Annotated in this window: 27 protein-coding genes and 3 tRNA genes; 23 read left to right on the forward strand and 7 right to left on the reverse strand. The window is 49.9% G+C overall.

What is annotated here, in order from left to right; translation table 11 throughout:
* Nucleotides 1-54: 54 nt before the first annotated feature.
* The 4 genes from pgsA to OGY04_RS03925 all read left to right on the forward strand — a co-directional run bounded on the left by pgsA (nt 55) and on the right by OGY04_RS03925 (nt 1,054).
* Nucleotides 55-603: a CDP-diacylglycerol--glycerol-3-phosphate 3-phosphatidyltransferase gene (pgsA, locus tag OGY04_RS03910; RefSeq protein WP_003030490.1), complete on the forward strand. Its 549-nt coding sequence runs from the start codon at nt 55-57 to the stop codon at nt 601-603.
* A 151-nt stretch (nt 604-754) separates the two neighbouring features.
* Nucleotides 755-830, forward strand: a tRNA-Gly gene (locus tag OGY04_RS03915).
* 51 nt (nt 831-881) lie between these two features.
* Nucleotides 882-955 (forward strand) — tRNA-Cys (locus OGY04_RS03920).
* A 12-nt stretch (nt 956-967) separates the two neighbouring features.
* Nucleotides 968-1,054, forward strand: a tRNA-Leu gene (locus tag OGY04_RS03925).
* Nucleotides 1,055-1,210: 156 nt separating this feature from the next.
* Here the strand turns inward: OGY04_RS03925 and OGY04_RS03930 are convergent.
* Entirely contained in the window at nt 1,211-1,555 is a 345-nt protein-coding gene (locus OGY04_RS03930) for a hypothetical protein (RefSeq protein ID WP_125362630.1), read from the reverse strand.
* Nucleotides 1,556-1,759: 204 nt separating this feature from the next.
* Between OGY04_RS03930 and OGY04_RS03935 the strand changes: the two genes are divergently transcribed.
* The 6 genes from OGY04_RS03935 to OGY04_RS03960 all read left to right on the forward strand — a co-directional run bounded on the left by OGY04_RS03935 (nt 1,760) and on the right by OGY04_RS03960 (nt 5,771).
* Complete coding sequence (locus tag OGY04_RS03935; RefSeq protein ID WP_286584810.1) at nt 1,760-2,449, forward strand: LolA family protein; 690 nt, start codon at nt 1,760-1,762, stop codon at nt 2,447-2,449.
* 13 nt (nt 2,450-2,462) lie between these two features.
* Nucleotides 2,463-2,933, forward strand: a complete 471-nt coding sequence (locus OGY04_RS03940; RefSeq protein ID WP_003833916.1) for an SRPBCC family protein — start codon at nt 2,463-2,465, stop codon at nt 2,931-2,933.
* A 208-nt stretch (nt 2,934-3,141) separates the two neighbouring features.
* Nucleotides 3,142-4,284 (forward strand): transglutaminase-like domain-containing protein, encoded by a 1,143-nt coding sequence (locus OGY04_RS03945; protein ID WP_286584812.1) that lies wholly within the window; start codon nt 3,142-3,144, stop codon nt 4,282-4,284.
* Nucleotides 4,262-4,618: a mercuric transporter MerT family protein gene (locus OGY04_RS03950; protein WP_008785085.1), complete on the forward strand. Its 357-nt coding sequence runs from the start codon at nt 4,262-4,264 to the stop codon at nt 4,616-4,618. Before OGY04_RS03945 ends, OGY04_RS03950 begins: the two co-directional genes overlap by 23 nt.
* Nucleotides 4,615-4,896, forward strand: coding sequence for a heavy-metal-associated domain-containing protein (locus OGY04_RS03955; protein ID WP_286584814.1), 282 nt, complete (start codon nt 4,615-4,617; stop codon nt 4,894-4,896). Before OGY04_RS03950 ends, OGY04_RS03955 begins: the two co-directional genes overlap by 4 nt.
* A gap of 209 nt (nt 4,897-5,105) precedes the next feature.
* Nucleotides 5,106-5,771, forward strand: coding sequence for a YecA/YgfB family protein (locus OGY04_RS03960; protein WP_003034581.1), 666 nt, complete (start codon nt 5,106-5,108; stop codon nt 5,769-5,771).
* 26 nt (nt 5,772-5,797) lie between these two features.
* On the opposite strand, the gene tyrP is transcribed toward OGY04_RS03960, so the two are convergent.
* On the reverse strand, nt 5,798-7,009 hold the full coding sequence (tyrP, locus tag OGY04_RS03965) for a tyrosine transporter TyrP (RefSeq protein ID WP_003833907.1): 1,212 nt from the start codon (nt 7,007-7,009) through the stop codon (nt 5,798-5,800).
* 225 nt (nt 7,010-7,234) lie between these two features.
* On the opposite strand from tyrP, the gene OGY04_RS03970 reads away from it, so the two are divergent.
* Nucleotides 7,235-7,474 (forward strand): YecH family metal-binding protein, encoded by a 240-nt coding sequence (locus OGY04_RS03970; RefSeq protein ID WP_003034586.1) that lies wholly within the window; start codon nt 7,235-7,237, stop codon nt 7,472-7,474.
* Between the two features lie 45 nt (nt 7,475-7,519).
* Here the strand turns inward: OGY04_RS03970 and ftnA are convergent, their stop codons facing one another.
* Both ftnA and yecR read right to left on the reverse strand, forming a co-directional pair.
* Nucleotides 7,520-8,017: a non-heme ferritin gene (gene ftnA / locus OGY04_RS03975; protein ID WP_003034588.1), complete on the reverse strand. Its 498-nt coding sequence runs from the start codon at nt 8,015-8,017 to the stop codon at nt 7,520-7,522.
* A 194-nt stretch (nt 8,018-8,211) separates the two neighbouring features.
* Nucleotides 8,212-8,547 carry a YecR family lipoprotein gene (gene yecR, locus OGY04_RS03980; protein ID WP_048235188.1) on the reverse strand — a complete coding sequence of 112 codons (336 nt, stop codon included), beginning with the start codon at nt 8,545-8,547 and terminating at the stop codon, nt 8,212-8,214.
* A 267-nt stretch (nt 8,548-8,814) separates the two neighbouring features.
* On the opposite strand from yecR, the gene OGY04_RS03985 reads away from it, so the two are divergent.
* The gene (locus OGY04_RS03985) at nt 8,815-9,453 is read left to right on the forward strand and encodes an RpiB/LacA/LacB family sugar-phosphate isomerase (RefSeq protein WP_003034591.1); all 639 of its coding nucleotides are present in this window, start codon (nt 8,815-8,817) and stop codon (nt 9,451-9,453) included.
* A gap of 33 nt (nt 9,454-9,486) precedes the next feature.
* Here OGY04_RS03985 and OGY04_RS03990 read toward each other — a convergent pair whose 3' ends face one another.
* Nucleotides 9,487-10,908, reverse strand: a complete 1,422-nt coding sequence (locus tag OGY04_RS03990) for an MFS transporter (protein ID WP_286584815.1) — start codon at nt 10,906-10,908, stop codon at nt 9,487-9,489.
* Nucleotides 10,909-11,037: 129 nt separating this feature from the next.
* Here OGY04_RS03990 and OGY04_RS03995 point away from each other — a divergent pair, with 129 nt between their 5' ends.
* Nucleotides 11,038-11,289, forward strand: coding sequence for a DUF2766 family protein (locus tag OGY04_RS03995; protein WP_003034595.1), 252 nt, complete (start codon nt 11,038-11,040; stop codon nt 11,287-11,289).
* Between the two features lie 139 nt (nt 11,290-11,428).
* Here the strand turns inward: OGY04_RS03995 and OGY04_RS04000 are convergent, their stop codons facing one another.
* On the reverse strand, nt 11,429-11,932 hold the full coding sequence (locus tag OGY04_RS04000; protein WP_003034597.1) for a non-heme ferritin-like protein: 504 nt from the start codon (nt 11,930-11,932) through the stop codon (nt 11,429-11,431).
* Between the two features lie 554 nt (nt 11,933-12,486).
* On the opposite strand from OGY04_RS04000, the gene OGY04_RS04005 reads away from it, so the two are divergent.
* From OGY04_RS04005 to otsA, 6 genes are all read left to right on the forward strand, one after another.
* Nucleotides 12,487-13,044, forward strand: a complete 558-nt coding sequence (locus OGY04_RS04005; RefSeq protein ID WP_286584817.1) for a DJ-1/PfpI family protein — start codon at nt 12,487-12,489, stop codon at nt 13,042-13,044.
* 318 nt (nt 13,045-13,362) lie between these two features.
* The gene (locus OGY04_RS04010) at nt 13,363-14,352 is read left to right on the forward strand and encodes an arabinose ABC transporter substrate-binding protein (RefSeq protein WP_003833897.1); all 990 of its coding nucleotides are present in this window, start codon (nt 13,363-13,365) and stop codon (nt 14,350-14,352) included.
* A 132-nt stretch (nt 14,353-14,484) separates the two neighbouring features.
* Complete coding sequence (gene araG, locus OGY04_RS04015) at nt 14,485-15,999, forward strand: arabinose ABC transporter ATP-binding protein AraG (protein ID WP_003839135.1); 1,515 nt, start codon at nt 14,485-14,487, stop codon at nt 15,997-15,999.
* A 14-nt stretch (nt 16,000-16,013) separates the two neighbouring features.
* Complete coding sequence (araH, locus tag OGY04_RS04020; RefSeq protein ID WP_008785075.1) at nt 16,014-17,000, forward strand: L-arabinose ABC transporter permease AraH; 987 nt, start codon at nt 16,014-16,016, stop codon at nt 16,998-17,000.
* 175 nt (nt 17,001-17,175) lie between these two features.
* Nucleotides 17,176-17,979, forward strand: coding sequence for a trehalose-phosphatase (gene otsB / locus OGY04_RS04025; protein WP_008785074.1), 804 nt, complete (start codon nt 17,176-17,178; stop codon nt 17,977-17,979).
* Nucleotides 17,954-19,375, forward strand: coding sequence for an alpha,alpha-trehalose-phosphate synthase (gene otsA / locus OGY04_RS04030; protein WP_032943805.1), 1,422 nt, complete (start codon nt 17,954-17,956; stop codon nt 19,373-19,375). The genes otsB and otsA overlap by 26 nt, the downstream gene beginning before the upstream one ends.
* 17 nt (nt 19,376-19,392) lie before the next feature.
* Here otsA and uspC read toward each other — a convergent pair whose 3' ends face one another.
* Nucleotides 19,393-19,821 carry a universal stress protein UspC gene (gene uspC, locus OGY04_RS04035; RefSeq protein WP_032943802.1) on the reverse strand — a complete coding sequence of 143 codons (429 nt, stop codon included), beginning with the start codon at nt 19,819-19,821 and terminating at the stop codon, nt 19,393-19,395.
* A 793-nt stretch (nt 19,822-20,614) separates the two neighbouring features.
* Here uspC and flhD point away from each other — a divergent pair.
* The 4 genes from flhD (at nt 20,615) to motB (ending at nt 23,475) form a co-directional block, all read left to right on the forward strand.
* Nucleotides 20,615-20,956, forward strand: a complete 342-nt coding sequence (flhD, locus tag OGY04_RS04040; RefSeq protein WP_003034622.1) for a flagellar transcriptional regulator FlhD — start codon at nt 20,615-20,617, stop codon at nt 20,954-20,956.
* Nucleotides 20,953-21,537, forward strand: a complete 585-nt coding sequence (gene flhC, locus OGY04_RS04045) for a flagellar transcriptional regulator FlhC (RefSeq protein ID WP_286584818.1) — start codon at nt 20,953-20,955, stop codon at nt 21,535-21,537. Before flhD ends, flhC begins: the two co-directional genes overlap by 4 nt.
* A gap of 124 nt (nt 21,538-21,661) precedes the next feature.
* Nucleotides 21,662-22,549, forward strand: a complete 888-nt coding sequence (gene motA / locus OGY04_RS04050) for a flagellar motor stator protein MotA (RefSeq protein WP_003034628.1) — start codon at nt 21,662-21,664, stop codon at nt 22,547-22,549.
* Nucleotides 22,546-23,475: a flagellar motor protein MotB gene (motB, locus tag OGY04_RS04055; protein WP_286584820.1), complete on the forward strand. Its 930-nt coding sequence runs from the start codon at nt 22,546-22,548 to the stop codon at nt 23,473-23,475. Before motA ends, motB begins: the two co-directional genes overlap by 4 nt.
* Nucleotides 23,476-23,477 lie beyond the last annotated feature (2 nt).

The following is a 23,477-nucleotide window of genomic DNA, read 5'->3' on the forward strand; positions in this document are numbered from 1 at the left end:
CCCTCTGTAGCAACATAGGGGTAATTTCACTGACAACAGATAGTTATCCGTCATATGCAATTTAATATCCCTACGTTGCTCACGCTGTTTCGCGTCATCCTGATCCCATTCTTTGTATTGGCTTTTTACCTGCCATTCACCTGGGCTCCCTTTGTTTGTGCGCTGATCTTCTGTATCGCAGCGGTCACTGACTGGTTTGACGGTTTTCTGGCGCGCCGCTGGAACCAAAGCACGCGTTTTGGCGCCTTCCTCGATCCGGTCGCTGATAAGGTGCTGGTGGCAATCGCGATGGTCCTGGTGACAGAGCATTACCACAGCTGGTGGGTGACGCTTCCTGCCGCAACAATGATTGCGCGTGAAATTATCATCTCTGCACTGCGTGAATGGATGGCCGAACTGGGTAAACGCAGCAGCGTAGCCGTATCCTGGATCGGTAAAGTGAAAACCACTTCGCAAATGGCTGCTCTGGCCTGGCTGCTGTGGCGTCCAAATATCTGGGTAGAGTATGCTGGGATCGCACTTTTCTTCGTCGCCGCGATACTGACTTTGTGGTCAATGTTCCAGTATTTGAGCGCTGCACGTGGAGATTTGCTTGATCAGTGATCGTTTCGACGCAAATTTCAGCAAACGATCGTCAGTGGTGAAAAATATCGTTGACTCATTGCGTCAGGTAAGTAGAATGCAACGCATCGAACGGCAGCACTGATTGCCAGACGATAACAAAATCAAGTGATTAACAAAATTACTTGGTGATGCGGGAATAGCTCAGTTGGTAGAGCACGACCTTGCCAAGGTCGGGGTCGCGAGTTCGAGTCTCGTTTCCCGCTCCAAATTTAAGACATCGGCAATAGCGGATGTCGGCTGTAAAGCCAGAAGATTTCGGCGCGTTAGCAAAGCGGTTATGTAGCGGATTGCAAATCCGTCTAGTCCGGTTCGACTCCGGAACGCGCCTCCAATTTCTTCCCGAGCCCGGATGGTGGAATCGGTAGACACAAGGGATTTAAAATCCCTCGGCGTTCGCGCTGTGTGGGTTCAAGTCCCACTCCGGGTACCATGGGAAAGAACAGAATAATCAAAGCAATAAGCAGTGTCGTGAAACCACCTACGGGTGGTTTTTTTGTGCATGTTTTTTACAAGCATAGATACCTTGCGTCAAGCAACCTGCCAGAAACGTAAACTGCTCTCTATATACTCACTATTGCTAATCAATCTATCGCCGAATCGGCGCGTTAAACATAAAGCCCCCTCGGGCAGGGTTGTTGATAAACCCATCGCGGGCGGGATTATAGTTGTGATCCTGGAAACCATTCATCAGGATGGGATCGCCAAAGCCATCCTGTATTGCCAGCTGTCTGTGGATTCGGTTTCGTGCCCTGAACGTGAAAGCGAAATCATCCGTCCCGCCAATAATGATCACGCCATTACCAGCTCGAAGTGCCGCGCTCAACTCTTGCTCTCTGACGGCCTGGTTTTGTAACGCGCTGGCTGTGGCAGATGATGACGCCAGCAGCAGTAATATGAGAACGGCGCATGAAAATACCGATGGCAGTTTCATGATTAATACCTATAAAACGAATGGCTATTAAAGTATAGCTTTATGTTGTCATCTTAACTGAAAAGGAAACCAATAATTTAAACCTGCTATCCATACTGTGTTTAAAAGTCCGGAAGAGTAGTGCTGCGCAGTTAAGAACTATAATAAAAACAGCCAACAGATGATTACTTCATTTTGCTGGCAATGCTGGTTCAGGGGGCTGCTATGAGCATTTCATCTTTTCCGATAGTTATGTTTGCAGCATTGCTTACCCTTAGTGGTGCAGCATATTCGGTGGAAAAAGAGGATATCTTTTCGCAGAATGCCAGGGCTACGGATCCCATCGCATTTTCTCAACAGTCATTTAATAACCTGACGTCTTATCAGGTTATGATGCGCTCCTCGTCGCCATCCGATGAAAGCAAAATTATTCGCTATAGCTTTCAAAAGCCTGGGTATGTGCGAATGGATTTTACCCAACCGCATTCAGGTGCGGTGCTTATCTTTAATCCTGTCAGCGGTAAAGTGACGTTATGGCCATTTGGTGCGGGTACGTTGCCCATTTTGCACCTGTCACCTACTAATTCATTGATCCAGGATGAGCGCGGTCATCGGGTGGATCGCTCTGATATCGGCGTGTTGTTGGGCAATATTCGTCATCTGCAACGCGAAGGGATAACAACCACAGTTGGTAATGAAAACCTTGCAGGACGGGCGACGACGCGCGTATCTGTGGTTGGGCCAGGAACAATGGCGGTTGATGGTGTTCACCGCTATGACGTCTGGCTGGATAATTATCACGGACTCCCTGCCAAAGTGATCAGCTATGCGCCAGATGGGCAGCGATTAGAAACCGTGCTTCTGGATGCTATGGTCATTAACATCCGTTTTCCCGCCAATTTCTTCTCGCCTTGAGGGAGTCTGTATTATGGCTAACTATCGGTTTTCCACCGTCTGGCGGGTTGAGGCTTCAATTCAGGAGGTATGGGATGTTTTTTCTCATCCCGATCAGTGGCCGGAATGGTGGGAAAGTCTGGAACGCATTGTTGAGATTAAAAAAGGTGATATACAGGGCATTGGGGCGCTGCATCGTTATACCTGGAAAGGAGCGCTTCCTTATCGCTTAACCTTTGACATCAACGTGTTGAATATTCTGCCCTGCTCGCTGCTTGAGGGGCAAGCCAGCGGGGCGGTTGAAGGGCGAGGCGTGTGGTCTTTTTCTGCAAGTGGTGCAGAAACTATCGTCAGATATGACTGGAATGTTCGCACCACGATTCGCTGGATGAATTACCTGGCTCCGCTGGCGGCACCTGTTTTTCGCTGGAATCACGATATGGTTATGCGCGAAGGGGCCAGAGGGTTAGCCCGTAAGCTGGCAACGAATGTCTATATTTTCTGAACTCGCCCTCACTGCTGTACTTTTTGCCTGCCTATGGCTTACTATCTGTCGCGCAGTTTCTTATTTCATTCACAGTTAACAGGTCTGTTATTGATGAATAACCTCCATCGGCTCACCTTTTTATGTCAGCGTCTGTCTGCTGTGATGATCGCATACGGTTTTTGCCTTCTTAGCCGTAGCCCAACTCTTACAACATGGACAGACAGCAATGCAACGTCGACAATTTCTCAAAAATAGCGTTCTCCTTTCCGCCGCCGGTTTAGTCGGTCCTGCGGTTATTAGCCAGACGGTTCACGCCGCTGAACCATCCGTTGCACCAGTCGCGCGTCGGCGCTTTGTGTTATCCCAGACGTATAAACTTAACCCTCCTAAGGGGTCGAGCGGCGTGGTAAAACTGTGGATCCCGCTTCCGGTAGATACCGCGTTTCAACAAATGACGGCGCTTGCCTTTAGCGGAAACTATAAGCAGGCGTACGTTACCACTAATAATACTTATGGCGCGAAAACGCTGTTTGCCACCTGGCCTGACTCGCAGGGCAAACTGTTGATTAACGTTGATATCGACATTGAAACCGCCGACTGGGAACCGCTGAAGCAGGACGCGCTGAAAACCTGGCAAGCGCCGGAGCAGATTATTTATCCGCTGGATGTAAAACCGTACCTGCTGCCGACGACACATACCCCAGTTGATGGGCAGGTTCTGGAAACCGCGCGTAAAATCACCGGTAATGAGCAGGATCCGCTGAAAAAAGCGCGCCTGATTTACGAATGGGTGAGTAGCCATATGGAGCGCGATAACGACGTCATTGGCTGCGGAACGGGGGATGTGGCGGAGATCTTAAAAAGCGGTAAGCTCAAAGGAAAATGCACCGACATGAGCTCCGTTTTTGTGGCTCTGGCGCGGGCCAGCGGCATTCCGGCGCGCGAACTGTTTGGCATCCGTCTGGGCAAAGCCAATAAGCTCGAACGTTACTCGAAAAGCGCTTTTGGCAAAGCAGACAGTGCAGGCGTCGCCGATGTGAGCGGCGGGCAACATTGCCGAGCCGAATTCTATCTGGCCGGTTACGGCTGGTTACCGTGCGATCCTGCTGATGTGACCAAAATGCGTCTGGCAGAGAAAAAGTCGCATCAGGATGCCGATGTCCAGGCGGTAAACACTTACCTGTTTGGTAACTGGGAAATGAACTGGGTTGGATTTAACTACGGGCGTGATTTCGAGCTGTACCCAGCAACGGAACAGGGAGCCATGAACAACTTTGGCTATCCTTACGCTGAAGTCGATGGTGACCCGATCAATTTCTATGATCCTAAAGCGTTCTCGTACAGCTATGTCGCCACAGAACAACGCTAAAGGGGCGGGACTCACCCTGTTGACGGCCGCTGCGGCTGCTGTCACCGCGGGCTTATGCTGCGTTGGACCGCTGCTCTATCTGTTGTTTGGTATTTCGGCGGCGAGCTTTGCTGTTTTCACCCAGTTTGAGTTTTTGCGAATTCCCCTGATGCTGGTGTCATTGGGCTTATTACTGCGCGTCTTCTGGCGGCTCTATTTTTCCAGGCGGCTGTGGTGCTCCGGGTGGTTAGCTCTGAAGCAAGCGCGCGTTCTCTACTGGTGCGCGTTGGCGTTGATTTTGCCGGTGCTATTTTATCCAACGCTCGTTGCCTGGTTTTATGAGGTATTTGAATGAAAATCTTCACATTAGTTGCATGTTTGTTGCTGCCGCTGTGGGCTCTGGCGGCCAATCAAAAAGTGGTGCTGGATATACAAAATATGACCTGCTCGCTGTGCGTTATTTCGGTCAATCAGGCGCTACGTGAAACCGATGGTGTGATTAAAGCAAAATCCTCCCTAAAAACCCGACAAGCAGAAGCGATTGTGCCAGAAGGTTTCCCAACCGATACGTTACTTAACGCGGTAGCGAAAACGGGCTATACCGCAACGCTCAACCGTATTGAACAACAGTAAACCACCTTCGGGTGGTTTTATTGTGTTTTCCCGGTATGATGCCCGGCGGCTTAGTGTTCTCTTTTGTGCGTTAACTTCCGGAATTCCCCTCGTTTCCTGTTAACCTGAACAGGCGGCAGCTATATGCCGCATATGCCCATTTTTATCTGTTATCCCTCCAGCCATGTAGGATGATTACAGGCAAGATTTTTTGACTAAGGAAAAGCGTTATGAAAACGGGACCATTAAACGAGAGCGAACTGGAATGGCTGGATGATGTACTGACTAAGTACAATACAGACAAGGCTATTCTGGATGTGTCAGAACTGGATGGTTTGCTGACGGCGGTGCTGAGTTCACCGTATGAAATTGAACCAGAGCAGTGGCTGGTCGCAATTTGGGGCGGCGCGCAGTATGTCCCTCGCTGGTCCTCCGAAAAAGAAATGACGCGTTTCATGAACCTGGCGTTTCAACATATGGCGGATACGGCCGATCGTCTGGATGAATATCCTGAGCAGTTTGAGCCGTTATTTGGTTTGCGTGAAATTGACGAGCATGAACTGACCATCGTTGAAGAGTGGTGCTTTGGTTATATGCGCGGCGTCGCACTGTCAGACTGGTCCGCGTTACCGGACACGTTAAAACCAGCACTTGAAGCTATTGCGCTGCACGGTACGGAAGAGAACTTTGCGGTGGTTGAGAAACTAACGCCGGAAGCGTTTGAAGAGAGCGTCGATGCTATCCGCCTGGCTGCGCTGGACCTGCACGCTTACTGGATGGCGCATCCTCAGGAAACGCCGGTCAAAGTACCGGTGAAAGTGGATGCCAAAGTAGGGCGCAATGATCCTTGCCCATGTGGCAGCGGCAAGAAATATAAGCAGTGCTGTTTGCATTAACAGAAAGGGGCGAAAGCCCCTTTGTTTTAACCCACTTCTGGTAGTAATCCTGCTGCAATAGAAAACTGTACTGCTATCACCACAATGCCGCACAAAAATACCAGCGCCAGCGCCGGAGCACCGCCTGCTACGCGGTAGTTGGCCTGCGGATTATGTTTTCTGCTCTGCCAGGCCAGCATCGAGGGAATGAGCAGCGCCAGCACCGCCAGGGCAACGCCCGCATATCCTAATGCCATGACAAAACCACGCGGATAGAACAGCGCGAATGCCAGCGGCGGCAGGAATGTCACCGCGCCGGTTTGCATTCTTCCCGCTACGGTATTGCGGCGCTGGAAGAGGTCGGCCAGGTAGTCAAATAATCCCAATGCAACGCCGAGGAAAGAGGTTGCCAGCGCGAGGTCGGCGAACAGATGCACCGCCAGTTCGACGTGCGGCGAAGCCACGACTTCACGCAATGCCTGCAATAAGCCGTTTAAGCCTGCGTGGTTGGCTAATAGCCCCATGAACGTTGTCGAGTTAATGCTACCAAGCGTCGCCAGTTGCCAGAAGATATAGGCGACCAGAGGAATAGCGCTACCCGTAATAAACACCCAACGCAGTTTACGGATGTTACCGTTCATATAGCTGACGATACTGGGAACACTGCCGTGAAAACCGAACGAGGTGAAGATGACCGGGATTGCGGAGAGCGCCAGCCCCTGTTGCAGCGGCAGCGTAAGCAGGTTCACTTTATGAATATGCGGCATTAACAGAGCCAGCATCGCCACCAGGAAGATTATCTTGGCACTGAATAGCAGACGGTTGAACAGATCGACCAGCGAGGTCCCAACACAAACCACGCCACCGGCAACAAAGGTGAACAGCAGTACGCCTGTTGTCGGGGAAATATTTGTTCCGGTCCAGTCGCTGATGCTGGAGGCCAGCAGTTCACCTGCACCACTGATGTACGCCGCCGTCAGAGCATACATTAAAAACATCATGCTAAAGCCCGTTACCCATTGTCCGTAACGACCAAGATAACGTTTTGCCAGCGTACCCAGCCCGGTGTCTGCCGGGACATGTTGATACACTTCAAGCAGCAACAGCGCGGTGTAGCACATCAACGCCCAAAGACTGACTAACAATACCAGCGTGACGCTAAACCCCACGCCTGCCGCAGCCAGCGGCATTGCCAACATACCGGCACCAATCGTGGTTCCCGCCACGATAAAAATACTACCCAGGGTTCTGTTTTTCACGCTTTCCTCTGTCCCAGAGATAATCAATGGTTATATCTGCGGCGCAGATTAAGGCAAAACGCTATTTTCGTCAAATCACCGTTACAATGACTGTACATTAATGTTTACGACGTTTTGGCCATTAAGATGTATAACAAATGACATTTATCTGCTGATAAACCTGCGTTAGCGCAAAGCGACGATGTGCGGTTCACATTAGGCTACGGACTTTATTAAGGAGGTAATATGGAATCTATTCACGGTCACGAAGTGCTTAACATGATGATTGAATCTGGTGAGCAGTATTCAAATGCCAGCCTTGAAGCGGCGATTACGGCACGTTTCGGCGAGCAGGCGCGTTTTCACACTTGTTCTGCGGCGGATATGACGGCAGGCGAGTTGGTGGCGTTTTTAGCGGCGAAGGGAAAGTTTATTGCAAAAGAAGACGGCTTCTCTACGCACGAAAGCAAGATCTGCCGTCACTGATTTCAAGGGGTAATGATGGCGGGTTGCCTTCATTACCCTAAAATATTAATTCTGTGTATCAAGCGTAGCCAGTTCTTTGTCGATGAAATAAAGACCTTCGCCGCTTTTTCCTGCCAGCGACAGCTTATCAATAACAGATTTAAATAATTTCTCTTCTTCATGCTGCTCGGCAACATACCATTGCAGGAAATTAAAGGTTGGATAATCCTGGTGGGTCATTGCCGCGTGTGCCAGCTCATTAATTTTCTGGGTGATCAGCTGCTCGTGTTCGTAAGTAACACGGAACAGTTCGTCCAGAGACGCATATTCAGCAAAGGGTGAAGAAACGGTATTAATACGCGGTAAGCTGCCGGTATCGGTCAGGTAGTCGAACAGACGCTGCATGTGCGTCATCTCTTCCTGGGCGTGACGGCGCAAAAACGCGGCGGCACCTTCGAAGCTGTGATAGCTGCACCACGCGCTCATCTGTTGGTAGAGCAGAGATGAATATAATTCAAGGTTCATTTGCTCATTCAGTTGGTCGATCATTTCTGTTTTCAGCATGGTTCTGCTCCACAAACGTTATTATATATTGACGTGGCGCCACTATAATTTGTTATTTAATTATTTGCAAAAGGTAAAATAATAAATTTATTTATTAAAAATGCGAATGGGAATAAAACGCATTAACGATATTAAACGGAGGATATAAATAATAAAGTGGTAAAAGACCAGCAAAAATGAGCTGGTCGGAAATATTAATAATTGAAAGAAGGCGATTGGGGCACCGCGACACCATGACACTGCCAGGCGAGTGTAATTTTGGTATTTAAGCACAGAGAGCCTGCATACACGCTACAGGTTGACACCGGCTGGCCAAACGCTTCTGCGCTGGCATAGCCCAGGCGCTGACACTCTTTGGTGGCTGTCCCCTGGGTAACGTAGTCATCGGTACGTGCTGTTTGTAACATGGCCTGATTATAAGTCAGGCGAACCACACCAGTGATGGCGCTGGCTTCGCTGACCTGTGCCTGTTTTGTAATTGTGCATCCTGTCAGCATGAGCGGCAAAAGCGCTAGGATAATGGTCTTCATGAGATCGCTCTGAAAGTTCGAAGATACACTATCATGGCATACAGAGACCCTCATCAATGGCTTGAATAGCCCGAAGATCACCTGCGATTAATCACAACGAGGTCATTTGTTTGAGGTAATTCTGAACTGTTCAGACAGGAATGTGAGCGTAACTTTGTTTTTTAAAACTAAATTTCATTAAATTTGAAAGTACGATTGCAAAATAGTAATGTGGCTGAATGTTATGACTTTCAGCGGGCTACCGCAGCGCATTCAGGAGAGTACAGAATGAAAATTGCATTGATGATGGAAAACAGCCAGGCAAGCAAAAACGCCATCATCCATAACGAGCTTAAGGCCGTTGCGGATGAGAAAGGTTTTCCGGTCTATAACGTTGGGATGAGCGACGAAAATGATCATCATCTGACCTACATCCATTTAGGCATTATGGCCAGCATCCTGCTTAATTCCAAAGCTGTAGACTTTGTTGTTACAGGTTGCGGTACGGGCCAGGGGGCAATGATGTCACTGAATATCCATCCGGGTGTGGTGTGTGGTTATTGCCTTGATCCTGCAGATGCGTTCTTGTTCTCTCAGATCAACAACGGCAACGCGCTTTCTCTGGCATTCGCCAAAGGTTTTGGCTGGGGTGCTGAGCTGAATGTGCGCTATATGTTTGAAAAAGCGTTCACCGGGCGTAACGGTGAAGGCTACCCACCGGAGCGTAAAGAGCCGCAGGTGCGTAACGCCGGTATTCTGAATCAGGTGAAAGCGGCTGTGGTAAAAGAAAATTATCTGGACACGCTGCGCGCGATCGATCCTGAACTGGTGAAAACCGCTGTATCAGGCCCGCGCTTCCAGCAGTGCTTCTTTGAAAACTGCCAGGACAAAGCAATCGAAGCGTTTGTACGCGAGGTGATTGGCTAAATCCTGTTGGCCCGGCGGTGTTCACCCTCCGGGCTACCTGTTCCTGTTCGATACTGCGCTTCCTGCATCACGGGTGAGCCGCAGCGTATCTACCATACCTACCAGACAAATAATGGCAATAGCGACAAAGGCCAGCCGGAAACTGATCCCCGGAATATTGCCCAATGCCAGCCTTTCGCTGACCACATCACCAATGCGGATGCCAATAGCGGCTAAAGAAATGCCCAATCCCACTGCTAATTGTGTCGCCGTACTGAACAGCGTATTAGCGTAGCTCATTTGTGCAGCGGGGACGTCCGCGAAGGCAAGCGTGCTGACGCCGGTAAACTGAATTGAGCGGAACACACCGCCCAGATACAACACCAGCAAAATAACCCACACGGGGGTCTGCGGCGTAATTAATGCACAGGCCAGCAACGCCAGAACGTTAAGCGCACCGTTAATCAACAGCAGTTTCTTAAAGCCCAGCCAGCGTATCAACGGTGTGGTGGCAGGTTTAATCGTCAGATTGCCGACAAATACCGCCAGTACCAGCGAACCCGCGTGAAAAGCGTTCATGCCAAAACCTACCTGAAACATTAACGGCAGCAGAAACGGCACGGCGCTGATAGAGGCACGAAACAGCGATCCGCCATACATGGTGACGCGAAAAGTAGGGACGTTCATGGCATCAAGGCGAATCATTGGCCAGGCGGTGCGACGAAAATGATGCAGGGCAAACAGAAAGGTCAATGTTCCTAGCGCCAAAAGTCCGGCGGTCAGCCAGCCCTGAGGCTGTTGGGTTCCCAGTAACTCCATGGCATACACCAGGCTCACCATCGCAACAGAGGTTGCGATAAATCCCGTTATATCAAATGGGCGGCGCTCGTCGTCATGAATATCCGGGATAAAACGTAGCGCCAGCGCAATCGCCAGTATTCCGAGCGGTACATTAATGAAGAAGATCCAGCGCCAGTTGGCATAGCTGGTAATGAATCCGCCAAGGGGAGGGCCAATGATGGGCGCGACTAACGCGGGCCAGGTCAGGGTCGCAATAGCGGTGATCAACTGATGTTTCGGCGTGGTTCGTAATACCGCGAGTCGGCCAACCGGAACCATTAGCGCACCACCTACACCCTGTAAGATTCGCATGGCGACAAAGCTCTCAAGGCTTTCGGACAAACCGCATAAAACCGAGGCGAAAGTAAATATCGCCAGTGCAAGGGTAAACACCTTTCGGGCGCCGAAGCGATCCGCAATCCAGCCGCTTGCGGGGATCAGTACCGCGAGGGTGATCAGATAGGCGCTGATACCTATGTTCAGGTCAACTGCCTGCACGCCAAAACTTTTCGCCATGTCGGGCAGTGCGGTGGCAATCACCGTGCCGTCAATAAACTCCATAAAGAAAGCCCCGGCAACAAGTAATGCAGCCGGGGATAGACCGCGTTTGTTCTCAACCGCTAAATGTTCACTCATGTTGTGCTTGCCATCTCAAAAGAAACTGACTGGAACTATTTTTATTTTCAGCGCATTCGGAAGGCATGCGCGGCTATCGTTTCGTTCGTTGAATGGGTACTATGACGACCTTTCTATAAGGAGCTCACTATGTCCCAAACACTGAATGCCGATCAGGAACTGCTCTCGGACGTTGTTGCCTGTCAGCTGGTTATCAAGCAGATTCTGGATGTTCTTGATGTTATTGCCCCAGTAGAAGTTCGGGAGAAAATGTCCAGCCAGCTGAAAAGCATCGACTTTTCCAGCCATCCTGCAGGTGCCGATCCGGTCACTATGCGCGCAATACAAAAAGCGGTTGCCTTGATCGAGTTGAAATTCACGCCGCAGAATGAATCTCACTAAAATAAACCGTTGTTTCAGGTTTTAGAAAGGTTTTTTTGCGCCTCGCAGAATGAGAGGCGTGGGCGTAGAGAAAATTAAGCACCAGCCGGATAAGGTGCGTCGCATCGTTATCCGGCATTAACACGATGAAAATTGAAGATTAGTGATGTTGATAGTTCACGACGTTCAGCAGGTGCTTATCGGTTTGCGCCATGCACAGTCCCGCACGTTTAGCGCTGCGGACTTCATCAAGAATCGTCTGTAACAGCACGCCATCCTGCTGCTGCTCTTTTTCCAGATCGTGAAGAAAATCAATGGTTGTTGCATCATTCAAGGCTTCTGCTTCATTGGTTAAGCGTGATAGCTTGCTGTAACGCTGTTGGTATTCATCCAGCGTTTTCTGAAACAGTTCTTCAAGGGAAGTTAGTTCATCACCTGGAACATCGATAGCCTTGACGATAGGGTTAGCCCCGGCACTTTTCATAAAATTAAACATACGCATCATTTGAGTCACGTTACCTTGCGCCTGGGTGCGTAGAAAGGTTGCGGTGCCAGTCAGGCTGTGTTCGTAGCACCATTCACTGAGATGCAGGTAAAGATTCGATGCGTAGAACTCGAGGTTCATTTGCGTGTTGAGTTTATGAACAATTCCAACTGCAGCCATATCAATATCCTTATTTCCAGAAAGGGGGATGTACGTTACTAACGTCAGTGCAACGGGCTGCCGCTACACGTCACCTCTACGTACAATTAAAACTGTTAGCAGAATAAATCCGTTCCGCCGGTCCTTTAGTGATCACGAATTATATTCGCTCCCGATCGAGATTCAGCATAACTCCAGTCCCGACATAAGAAAATCCTTAAATCTGCGTATTTATGATTTTTTACATATTGTCATAGCAATATTAGTGATTTTTCCGCTTGTGCATATAAATGCTGTGAATATAACGGATTGATATTTATAGAATTAAATTGAAATATTGATAATGAAATGATGTTTCATATCACGAAATGGAATTTCACAATCAGGTATTGTCTGTCGCCAGATGATTATCTGGTCTTCGGATGAAGAAATTTCACCATTGACCCGCGTCTGTGAACGCTATCTGCTGGCTAATTTTTTTGCGCCAGATCAGTTTTGTGGAAATTAATAAAGTTAAGCGCCTGAATGATTCGACATTTATTGTTTGGTGTATTTGGAAAAATCGAGGAGTGTGTATGAAAAAGGTTGCCGTGCTACTGGCACCTGGTTTTGAAGAGGCGGAAGCCATTGTTACCATTGATATTCTGCGCCGCCTGCAGATCGAAGTTGAAACACTGGCCTGCGCCGAGTCCCGTGCGGTGGTGAGCTACCATGACGTGCCGATGGTGATGGACAGCACGCTGGCTGCGCGTCAGACGGATCTTTATGATGCCGTTGTGTTACCCGGCGGGCCGCAGGGCAGCGTTAACCTTGCCGCCAGTGAGGCTGTCATCCAGTTTATCGCTCGCCATGACGAGGCGGGAAAACTCATTTGCCCGGTGTGTTCTGCGGCGGCGCGCGTGCTGGGCGGCAACGGCCTGCTGAAGGGGCGTCGCTACGTGTGTTCGGGAGATCTGTGGCAAAACGTCGCGGATGGAGAATATATTGATGCGCCGGTTGTTGAAGATGGCAACCTTATTAGCGGCAAAGGGTTAGGGCATATTTTCGATTTTGCTTTCACGCTTTCAGCGCGTCTGCTGGAAGATGACATTCCGGTTCGCGATCACGCTGACCACATTTATTACAGATGGTAATCATTGTGCTCCCGAATGCTTCGGTATTCGGGAACAAGGATTCGTTGGCTGATGTTATGGACTAATCTGCTACCCCTCTTTTTTCCCGTCGACAAAACCGCGTTTTTTTATGTCATTTCCCGCTGAATTTATGTACGCAATTACTGTAATTCTGTGGTGTGATGCCGCTCTCTTATGGAGAATCAATTTCCCGCTAAAAATACTCTCAGCACTGGCATTGATCTTATCAATAAAAGGTAATGCCTTGTTTTACGTCCGAATTACAAAAAATCGTCTGATTTTACCCTACATAAAAGAACGTTAAAGCTGGAGTTAACCATGCACAAATTCACTAAAGCGCTGGCTGCCATCGGTCTGGCGGCCATTATGTCACAATCCGCTATCGCTGAATCCATGAAGCTCGGTTTCTTGGTCAAACAGCCGGAAGAACCGTGGTTCCAGACTGAATGGAAATTTGCCGATAAAGCCGGTAAAGACCTTGGTTTTGAGGTGATTAAAATTGCCGTTCCGGATGGTGAGAAAACCCTTAACGCCATCGACAGCCTGGCTGCAAGTGGAGCAAAAGGGTTTGTGATTTGCACGCCAGATCCAAAACTGGGGCCAGCCATTATGGCTAAGGCACGTGGCTACGATATGAAAGTCATTGCCGTCGACGACCAGTTTGCCAACGCTAAAGGTAAGCCGATGGATACCGTGCCGCTGGTGATGATGGCGGCAACCAAAATTGGTGAGCGCCAGGGCCAGGAGCTGTACAAAGAGATGCAAAAACGCGGTTGGGATGTGAAATCCACCGCCGTAATGGCCATTACCGCCAACGAACTGGATACCGCACGTCGTCGTACTTCTGGTTCAATGGAAGCGCTTAAAGCCGCAGGCTTCCCGGAAAAACAGATTTACCAGGTCCCAACAAAATCGAATGACATCCCCGGCGCATTTGACGCCGCCAACTCCATGCTGGTTCAGCATCCTGAAGTCAAAAACTGGCTGATTGTCGGCATGAACGACAACACCGTGCTGGGTGGCGTACGTGCGACCGAGGGGCAGGGCTTCAAAGCACCAAACGTGATTGGTATCGGAATCAACGGCGTTGACGCGGTGAGCGAACTGTCAAAAGGCGAAGCGACCGGGTTCTACGGTTCACTGCTGCCAAGCCCGGACGTGCACGGCTACAAATCCAGTGAAATGCTCTACAACTGGGTAACGAAAGGTGCAGAGCCACCGGCATTCACTGAAGTGACAGATGTGGTGCTGATTACCCGCGATAACTTCAAAGAAGAGCTGGCGAAGAAAGGCTTAGGCGGTAAGTAACAGAAGTGCTGCGATGTTGTAGGCCGGATTAGGCGAAGCCGCCTTCCGGCGCAATGCCCGGTGGCGCTGTGCTTACCGGGCCTACGTCCGGCGGTTTTCCTGGCCGGTAAAATCCTGACTCACGGAGACGTTATGCAACAGTCTACCCCGTATCTCTCATTTCGCGGCATTGGCAAAACGTTCCCGGGCGTTAAGGCGCTGACGGATATCAGTTTCGACTGCTATGCCGGACAGGTGCATGCGCTGATGGGCGAAAATGGCGCCGGGAAATCAACACTCTTAAAAATTCTCAGCGGTAACTATGCGCCAACAACGGGATCTCTGACGATCCGCGGACAGGAAGTTTCGTTCGCGGATACCACTGCCGCACTCAACGCCGGTGTCGCCATTATTTATCAGGAACTGCATCTCGTCCCGGAAATGACCGTTGCCGAGAATATTTACTTAGGGCAGTTACCGCACAAAGGCGGGATTGTGAACCGCTCGCTGCTGAACTATGAAGCAGGAATCCAGTTGAAGCATCTGGGGATGGATATCGATCCCGATACCCCACTGAAATACCTCTCCATTGGCCAGTGGCAGATGGTGGAGATTGCAAAAGCGCTGGCGCGAAACGCCAAAATTATCGCCTTTGATGAACCAACCAGCTCCCTGTCGGCTCGCGAGATTGAGAATCTGTTTCGCGTCATCCGTGAGCTGCGCAACGAAGGACGCATCATTCTGTACGTTTCGCACCGTATGGAGGAGATTTTTGCTCTCAGCGATGCCATCACCGTGTTTAAAGATGGTCATTACGTCAAAACGTTCACGGACATGCAGCAGGTCGATCACGATGCGCTGGTGCAGGCGATGGTCGGGCGCGACCTCGGGGATATCTATGGCTGGAAATCCAGACCGTATGGCACAGAGCGTCTGCGGCTGCATGAAGTCAAAGCTCCAGGCGTGCGTACGCCAATCAGCTTATCCGTGCGAAGCGGTGAAATTGTCGGGCTGTTTGGCCTGGTGGGGGCCGGACGTAGCGAATTAATGAAAGGGCTGTTCGGCGGTACGCGTATCACGGCGGGCCAGGTTTTTATTGATGAACAGCCTATCGATATCCGTAAACCAAGCCATGCCATTGAAGCGGGGATGATGCTGTGCCCGGAGGATCGCAAAGCTGAAGGGATCATTCCGGTCCATTCAGTGCGCAACAACATCAACATTAGTGCACGGCGTAAGCATGTTCTGGGGGGATGCGTGATCAACAACGGCTGGGAAGAGACCAATGCCGATCACCATATTCGTTCACTCAACATCAAAACGCCGGGTGCAGAGCAACTGATCATGAACCTCTCCGGCGGTAATCAACAGAAGGCTATTCTCGGTCGTTGGTTATCGGAAGAGATGAAAGTGATTTTGTTGGATGAGCCTACACGCGGCATTGATGTGGGCGCCAAACATGAAATTTACAACGTGATTTATGCCCTCGCAGCGCGCGGTGTGGCCGTGTTGTTTGCTTCCAGTGACCTGCCAGAAGTGCTCGGTGTCGCCGACCGTATAGTGGTGATGAGAGAAGGCGAAATTGCCGGTGAGTTACTTCATGAACAGGCGGATGAGCGCCAGGCGTTGAGCCTTGCTATGCCTAAAGTCAGCCAGGCTGTAGCCTGAATAAGGAGAGTATGATGTCTTCCGTTTCTACATCGGGTTCTGGCGCAACGAAGTCGGCGCTAAATCTGGGCCGCATTTGGGACCAATACGGCATGCTGGTGGTGTTCGCCGTGCTGTTCCTGGTTTGTTCCCTCTTTGTGCCAAACTTTGCGACTTTCATCAACATGAAGGGGTTAGGGCTGGCGGTATCAATGTCGGGTATGGTTGCCTGCGGGATGCTGTTTTGCCTGGCATCCGGTGATTTCGACCTGTCTGTCGCGTCTGTAATTGCCTGTGCTGGTGTTACCACTGCCGTAGTCATTAACATGACCGAAAGTCTGTGGATTGGTGTGGCTGCCGGGCTGTTGCTCGGTATTCTGTGTGGTCTGGTGAATGGGTTCGTGATTGCGCGGTTAAAAATTAACGCCCTGATCACTACTCTTGCGACAATGCAGATTGTACGTGGTCTGGCCTATATTATCTCCGACGGTAAGGCAGTCGGGATTGAAGACGAGCGTTTCTTCACACTCGGCTATGCTAACTGGTTTGGTCTGCCGGCGCCTATTTGGATCACGGTCGTTTGTTTCATTGTCTTTGGCTTACTGCTGAACAAAACCACGTTTGGGCGTAATACGCTGGCCATTGGGGGCAATGAAGAGGCGGCGCGCCTGGCTGGGGTTCCGGTTGTTCGTACCAAGATTATTATCTTTATTCTTTCCGGTCTGGTATCCGCTATTGCCGGGATTATCCTAGCATCGCGTATGACCAGCGGCCAGCCAATGACCTCAATCGGTTATGAGTTGATCGTGATTTCAGCCTGCGTGTTAGGGGGCGTTTCGCTTAAAGGCGGCATCGGAAAAATCTCATATGTGGTGGCCGGGGTCTTGATCCTGGGGACGGTTGAGAATGCGATGAACCTGCTGAATATCTCTCCGTTCGCGCAGTATGTGGTTCGTGGCCTCATCCTGCTGGCGGCGGTGATCTTCGACCGTTATAAGCAAAAAGCGAAGCGTACCGTTTGATGATTTAAACCCCAACTTTTTAGTCTAGCTTCTGCCCGTCGCCAGCCGCTACCCGGCTGGCGATTGTTTTTTCAAATGGCGAGCATGGTCACACTGTCTATACTTATATCCGTCATACATCATCTATACGCCGCGATCCGCGTGGCGTTCTGACCATGATGAGGAGGATAACCGGGTGACAGCATCACTGACTTTACCCCCTGAACAATCTGCAAACTGTGCTTACTTTTTTGATCTCGATGGGACACTTGCTGAGATTAAACCTTTTCCCGACCAGGTCGTTGTCCCTAAGACAATCCTGCAATGTCTACATCAGTTAGCGACGCAGAATGCGGATGCGCTGGCATTGATTTCAGGGCGCTCAATGGTTGAGCTTGACGCACTCACTACTCCGTTTCGTTTTCCGCTTGCCGGAGTACATGGGGCAGAACGCCGTGACATCAATGGTCAAACGCACATAGTAAACCTGCCTGAAGGTATCGAACGTGAAGCCGGGGCGTTATTACACGCAGCGTTGGTGATGTTACCGGGGGCAACACTTGAAACCAAAGGCATGGCCTTCGCGTTGCATTATCGCCAGGCACCCGAACACGAAGCGGCGCTGGTTACCCTGGCTGAACGCATCACGCGCAAATGGCCGCAGCTTGCTCTGCAGCACGGAAAATGTGTCGTGGAAATAAAGCCTAAGGGCAGTAATAAAGGCGACGCGATAGCTGCATTTATGCAGGAAGCGCCTTTTGCTGGCCGGATCCCTGTGTTTTTCGGTGATGATCTGACAGATGAAACAGGGTTTGCTGTAGTTAACCGCGCTGGCGGTATTTCTGTAAAGGTAGGGAGCGGGCCGACGCAGGCAACATGGCGTCTGGATGGTGTCAGGGATGTCTGGCACTGGCTGGAGAAAAATAACTCTTCGCAGCAAGAACCGAAAGCAACGAATAACAGAAGAGGTGGCTATGAGTCGTTTAGTCGTAGTATCTAATCGTATCGCCTCACCAGATGACAAAGGGAGCGCGGGTGGGCTCGCGGTCGGTGTACTGGGCGCGTTAAAAGCTGCTGGTGGTTTATGGTTTGGCTGGAGTGGTGATACAGGTAATGAGGATAAACCGTTAAAAAAGGTCACCCGTGGCAATATCACCTGGGCCTCGTTTAATTTGAGTGAGCAAGATTACGAAGAGTATTACTGCCAGTTTTCAAATGCGGTTTTATGGCCCGCGTTTCACTATCGACTGGATTTAGTTCAGTTTCAGCGCTCTGCCTGGGAAGGCTACCAACGGGTTAATGCCTTACTGGTAGATAAACTTCTGCCGTTGCTTGGCGATGACGACATTATTTGGGTTCATGATTACCATCTGTTGCCGTTTGCCTGCGAGTTACGTAAGCGTGGCGTGCGTAATCGCATCGGTTTTTTCCTGCATATTCCTTTTCCGACGCCGGAAATTTTTAATGCGCTCCCGCCGCATCTGGCGCTACTTGAGCAAATGTGTGATTTTGATTTGCTTGGTTTCCAGACCGAAAACGATCGCCAGGCTTTTCTGGACTGTCTCGCAGCCCAGACTCGGGTGACCACGCATAAAGATAAGCAGCACCTGGCATGGGGAAAAGCGTTTCGTACTCAGGTTTATCCCATCGGTATTGAACCGGATGAGATTGCACGACAGGCGTCCGGTCCGCTGCCGCCAAAACTGGCACAGCTAAAAGCGGAGCTTAAAAATGTGCAGAATATTTTCTCCGTGGAGCGTCTGGATTACTCCAAAGGCTTGCCGGAGCGCTTTCAGGCCTATGAGGCCTTACTGGAACATTATCCGCAGCACCACGGTAAAATTCGCTATACGCAGATAGCACCGACCTCGCGCGAAGAGGTGCAGGCCTATCAGGATATTCGCCACCAACTGGAAACAGAGGCAGGGCGAATCAACGGCAAATATGGGCAACTGGGCTGGACGCCCCTTTACTATCTGAACCAGTATTTTGATCGTAAATTGCTGATGAAGATCTTCCGCTACTCTGATGTAGGGTTGGTGACCCCGTTGCGCGATGGTATGAACCTGGTGGCGAAAGAGTTTGTGGCCGCACAGGATCCTGCTAACCCTGGCGTGCTGGTTTTATCGCAATTTGCCGGGGCGGCGAACGAGCTAACCTCCGCGCTTATTGTTAATCCTTATGACCGGGATGAAGTGGCTGGCGCATTAAACCAGGCGCTGACGATGCCACTTACCGAACGTATCTCGCGCCACGCGGAAATGCTTGAGACTATCGTTAAAAACGATATCGACAACTGGCAGGCGACGTTCATTTGCGATCTTAAAACAGTCACGCCGCGTCGGAGTCAATGCCAACTGCCAGACAATATCTCTTCCTGTTCTAAACTCGCATGAAGTCGTGGCACTGTGGATTAATCTCCAGCTAGCGGAACCAGAAGAACGTCCACCTGGCTGGTATGAATCACGCTTTTCGCTGAACAGGAAGCGCGCGAAAAAAAACTGTGGTTATGGTTGCCGTAAATGACCAGATCAATGGCGTGTTTGCGGCACACATCCAGGATATGTTCATTCAGAGCCCCATAGGTAATAAAGGTATGCTCAATGGGGTATTCTGCTTCTTTGCTAAGTTTGTCGATAAAATCCTGAGTCTCTTCCTGCATCACTTCACGCAGGTCTTCCAGCATGGGGGCAGCAAACTGGTTATACAGTTCGGGGTCTGAGACCAGCGTAATCAGGCTAATTCGGGCGTTGACAGGGCGAGCGATAGAAACCGCCTTGTCTAACAACTGCTGACTTTCAGGGGTGGCGGCAACAGCAACAAGAATGTGCGAATAGCTCATAACTCGCTCCTTTTTTTCAAGAATTATGAGAGGGCTTTTCAGCTTTACTCAGCTTACCCCATACTGCAACGTTTCCCGCCTCGATAGTGTGAATGTCATCATGATTATTCATTAATTATTCTTATAAATAGAATAATCGATTCATATTAGTTGCAGATATGTTCAGGTTACTTAAGTGAAACCCACCGCTAATGAAAACAATGTGTTAATAAAAATTAAACATATATTAACATTTGCAAGGTCGTCACATCGCGGTATTAATTAATCACTCTAAATATTTAACTTATTGTTTCTAAAGAATTTAATTAAAAAAGTTTTTTGAGTTAAATATGTGATCCAGCTCGCTATTTCACGGCGTGATATTAACGGATGTGAACAAAATACTATTCGGTTTTATTGCAAGAATATTCGTACATCAGGAATTGAAATAGATGATTGCGGATTAAAAAATAAGCAAAGTAAAAGCTGCGCTGATGGATTTATGTTAAGTGTTTGGCTGGTTTATGTGATCTTGATCACATATTCTTTAAATTCGCAGCATACCTCCGTTGTATGTGTAACTGACGGCGGGTAGAGTTGCGTCGAATTAGGAAAAATCTTAGACATTTGTAAGAATTGATGTGAGCTTGTAAGGGACGCTGCCTTCTTAAAAGGGAATGTTTAGACAACGCGTAAGTGTCGTCACGCTGCTATGTATTTGACCTTTTGCTTTTTTTTACCGGGCCTTCCCGGCGACATCACGGGGTGCGGTTTTACCGCATGAAAACAATGTTGGTTATTATGGATGCAAATAATGCATACATCCGAGTTGCTGAAACACATCTATGACATCAATTTGTCATATTTATTGCTTGCACAGCGTTTGATCGTTCAGGACAAAGCATCTGCGATGTTTCGCCTTGGTATCAGCGAGGAAATGGCGGACACGTTGGCAACATTAACACTTCCTCAAATGGTCAAACTGGCCGAAACAAACCAACTGGTATGTCATTTCCGTTTCGACGATCACCAGACTGTTACTCGCCTGACGCAAGACTCCCGCGTTGACGATCTTCAGCAAATTCATACTGGTATCATGCTTTCAACACGCCTGTTAAGCGACATCGATGATGCAGCACGTAAGAAAAGGGCTTGATGATGAGCGAAAAAAGCATTGTTCAGGAAGCGCGTGATATCCAGTTAGCAATGGAATTAATCACATTGGGCGCCCGTTTGCAAATGCTGGAAAGCGAAACGCAATTAAGCCGTGGTCGATTAATCAAGCTGTACAAAGAATTACGCGGTAGTCCTCCGCCAAAAGGGATGCTCCCGTTTTCCACCGACTGGTTTATGACGTGGGAACAAAATATTCATGCGTCGATGTTTTGCAATGCATGGCAATTCCTGCTCAAAACGGGTCTCTGTAGCGGCGTGGATGCCGTGATCAAGGCGTATCGGTTATATCTTGAGCAGTGTCCGCAGCCTGAAGAAGGGCCATTGTTGGCGTTAACCCGCGCGTGGACGCTGGTGCGATTTGTCGACAGCGGATTGCTGGAGTTGTCCCAATGCAATTGCTGCGGTGGGAATTTTGTCACCCACGCACACCAACCCGCAGGCAGCTTTGCCTGTAGTTTATGCCAACCGCCATCACGGGCCGTAAAAAGACGTAAACTTTCCCAGAATGCTGCCGATATTATTCCACAACTGCTGGATGAACAGATCGAACAGGCTGTTTAACTGATATGGTGTGGATGAACACTCCAGCAGCGGTAAGCGATTACCGCTGCTTTTTTTTGTCCTGACCTTACGTTAATTGCCCGACTGCGCATCCTGTCATAGTCAATTGCGAAAGGATGATGTCGTGCTTATCTTATTAGGTTACCTGGTTGTTATTGGTACAGTTTTCGGCGGTTACATGATGACCGGCGGACACCTTGGGGCACTCTATCAGCCGGCTGAGCTGGTGATTATCGGTGGTGCGGGTATTGGGGCATTCATCGTCGGCAATAACGGGAAAGCCATCAAAGGGACGATGAAAGCGATCCCGTTGCTTTTCCGTCGTTCGAAATACACCAAAGCGATGTATATGGATCTGCTGGCGCTCTTGTATCGCCTGATGGCTAAGTCACGTCAACAGGGCATGTTCTCGCTTGAGCGCGACATCGAAAACCCAAAAGAAAGTGAAATCTTCGCCAGCTATCCGCGCATTCTTGCGGATGCTGTAATGCTTGATTTTATTGTCGATTATCTGCGCCTGATCATCAGCGGCAACATGAATACGTTTGAAATTGAAGCGCTGATGGACGAAGAAATTGAGACTCATGAGAGTGAGGCTGAAGTCCCGGCGAATAGTCTGGCGATGGTCGGCGACTCACTACCGGCATTCGGGATCGTCGCGGCCGTTATGGGTGTTGTGCATGCGCTGGCTTCTGCCGATCGCCCGGCAGCAGAGCTGGGTGCGTTGATTGCGCATGCGATGGTGGGAACATTCCTTGGTATTTTGCTGGCCTATGGATTTATTTCTCCGCTTGCCAGCGTTCTGCGCCAGAAAAGCGCTGAAACAACCAAAATGATGCAGTGCGTGAAGATAACGCTGCTCTCCAATCTGAATGGTTACGCGCCGCCGATTGCCGTTGAATTTGGTCGTAAGACATTGTACTCCAGCGAACGTCCTTCGTTTATCGAACTGGAAGAACATGTTCGTGCGGTGAGAAATCCAACTGCGCAACAGACGACCGAGGACGCATGAAAAATCAGGCCCATCCCATTATCGTTGTAAAGCGACGCAAACATAAGAATCACGGTGGTGGGGCGCATGGCTCGTGGAAAATCGCCTACGCCGATTTTATGACCGCGATGATGGCCTTCTTTCTGGTGATGTGGCTCATTTCTATTTCCAGCCCTAAAGAATTGATCCAGATTGCCGAATATTTCCGTACACCGCTGGCCACCGCAGTGACCGGGGGAAATCGTATTTCGAATAGCCAAAGCCCGATTCCAGGCGGCGGGGATGATTACACCCAGCAGCAGGGCGAGGTGAACAAGCAGCCGAATATTGATGACCTGAGAAAACGTATGGAACAGAGCCGCTTGAGCAAACTTCGCGGCGATCTCGATCAACTGATTGAATCCGATCCCAAACTGCGAGCGCTGCGTCCGCATTTAAAGATTGATTTGGTTCAGGAAGGGCTGCGGATACAGATTATCGACAGTCAGAATCGCCCGATGTTTAAGACCGGTAGCGCTGACGTTGAGCCGTATATGCGCGATATCCTGCGCGCGATTGCACCAGTGCTCAACGGGATCCCTAACCGGATCAGCCTTTCCGGTCACACGGATGATTACCCTTACGCGAATGGTGAGAAAGGGTACAGCAACTGGGAATTGTCTGCCGATCGCGCAAATGCATCGCGTCGCGAGCTGGTTAGCGGCGGTCTGGATGATGGAAAAGTATTACGTGTGGTAGGTATGGCCGCCACGATGCGTCTGAGCGATCGCGGTCCTGAAGACGCTATCAACCGCCGTATTAGCCTGCTGGTTCTCAATAAGCAGGCAGAAGAGGCCATTTTGCATGAAAACGCTGAAAGCCAGAATGAGCCGGTAAGTGTCTTACAACGGCCAGCGGAACTCTCGCCGGTAAGCGTTCCCACATCGCCACCAGCCAATCCGAGGTGATA

Source organism: Citrobacter sp. Cpo091, from assembly GCF_030332645.1.
Classification (GTDB): Bacteria; Pseudomonadota; Gammaproteobacteria; order Enterobacterales; family Enterobacteriaceae; genus Citrobacter; species Citrobacter portucalensis.

Excerpts from the sequence above, each read along its gene's own strand:
- pgsA (WP_003030490.1), top strand. The coding sequence starts at position 55 with ATGCAATTTAATATCCCTACGTTGCTCACGCTGTTTCGCGTCATCCTG.
- OGY04_RS03930 (WP_125362630.1), bottom strand. The coding sequence starts at position 1,555 with ATGAAACTGCCATCGGTATTTTCATGCGCCGTTCTCATATTACTGCTG.
- OGY04_RS03935 (WP_286584810.1), top strand. The coding sequence starts at position 1,760 with ATGAGCATTTCATCTTTTCCGATAGTTATGTTTGCAGCATTGCTTACC.
- OGY04_RS03940 (WP_003833916.1), top strand. The coding sequence starts at position 2,463 with ATGGCTAACTATCGGTTTTCCACCGTCTGGCGGGTTGAGGCTTCAATT.
- OGY04_RS03945 (WP_286584812.1), top strand. The coding sequence starts at position 3,142 with ATGCAACGTCGACAATTTCTCAAAAATAGCGTTCTCCTTTCCGCCGCC.
- OGY04_RS03950 (WP_008785085.1), top strand. The coding sequence starts at position 4,262 with ATGTCGCCACAGAACAACGCTAAAGGGGCGGGACTCACCCTGTTGACG.
- OGY04_RS03955 (WP_286584814.1), top strand. The coding sequence starts at position 4,615 with ATGAAAATCTTCACATTAGTTGCATGTTTGTTGCTGCCGCTGTGGGCT.
- OGY04_RS03960 (WP_003034581.1), top strand. The coding sequence starts at position 5,106 with ATGAAAACGGGACCATTAAACGAGAGCGAACTGGAATGGCTGGATGAT.
- OGY04_RS03970 (WP_003034586.1), top strand. The coding sequence starts at position 7,235 with ATGGAATCTATTCACGGTCACGAAGTGCTTAACATGATGATTGAATCT.
- ftnA (WP_003034588.1), bottom strand. The coding sequence starts at position 8,017 with ATGCTGAAAACAGAAATGATCGACCAACTGAATGAGCAAATGAACCTT.
- yecR (WP_048235188.1), bottom strand. The coding sequence starts at position 8,547 with ATGAAGACCATTATCCTAGCGCTTTTGCCGCTCATGCTGACAGGATGC.
- OGY04_RS03985 (WP_003034591.1), top strand. The coding sequence starts at position 8,815 with ATGAAAATTGCATTGATGATGGAAAACAGCCAGGCAAGCAAAAACGCC.
- OGY04_RS03990 (WP_286584815.1), bottom strand. The coding sequence starts at position 10,908 with ATGAGTGAACATTTAGCGGTTGAGAACAAACGCGGTCTATCCCCGGCT.
- OGY04_RS03995 (WP_003034595.1), top strand. The coding sequence starts at position 11,038 with ATGTCCCAAACACTGAATGCCGATCAGGAACTGCTCTCGGACGTTGTT.
- OGY04_RS04000 (WP_003034597.1), bottom strand. The coding sequence starts at position 11,932 with ATGGCTGCAGTTGGAATTGTTCATAAACTCAACACGCAAATGAACCTC.
- OGY04_RS04005 (WP_286584817.1), top strand. The coding sequence starts at position 12,487 with ATGAAAAAGGTTGCCGTGCTACTGGCACCTGGTTTTGAAGAGGCGGAA.
- OGY04_RS04010 (WP_003833897.1), top strand. The coding sequence starts at position 13,363 with ATGCACAAATTCACTAAAGCGCTGGCTGCCATCGGTCTGGCGGCCATT.
- araG (WP_003839135.1), top strand. The coding sequence starts at position 14,485 with ATGCAACAGTCTACCCCGTATCTCTCATTTCGCGGCATTGGCAAAACG.
- araH (WP_008785075.1), top strand. The coding sequence starts at position 16,014 with ATGTCTTCCGTTTCTACATCGGGTTCTGGCGCAACGAAGTCGGCGCTA.
- otsA (WP_032943805.1), top strand. The coding sequence starts at position 17,954 with ATGAGTCGTTTAGTCGTAGTATCTAATCGTATCGCCTCACCAGATGAC.
- uspC (WP_032943802.1), bottom strand. The coding sequence starts at position 19,821 with ATGAGCTATTCGCACATTCTTGTTGCTGTTGCCGCCACCCCTGAAAGT.
- flhD (WP_003034622.1), top strand. The coding sequence starts at position 20,615 with ATGCATACATCCGAGTTGCTGAAACACATCTATGACATCAATTTGTCA.
- motB (WP_286584820.1), top strand. The coding sequence starts at position 22,546 with ATGAAAAATCAGGCCCATCCCATTATCGTTGTAAAGCGACGCAAACAT.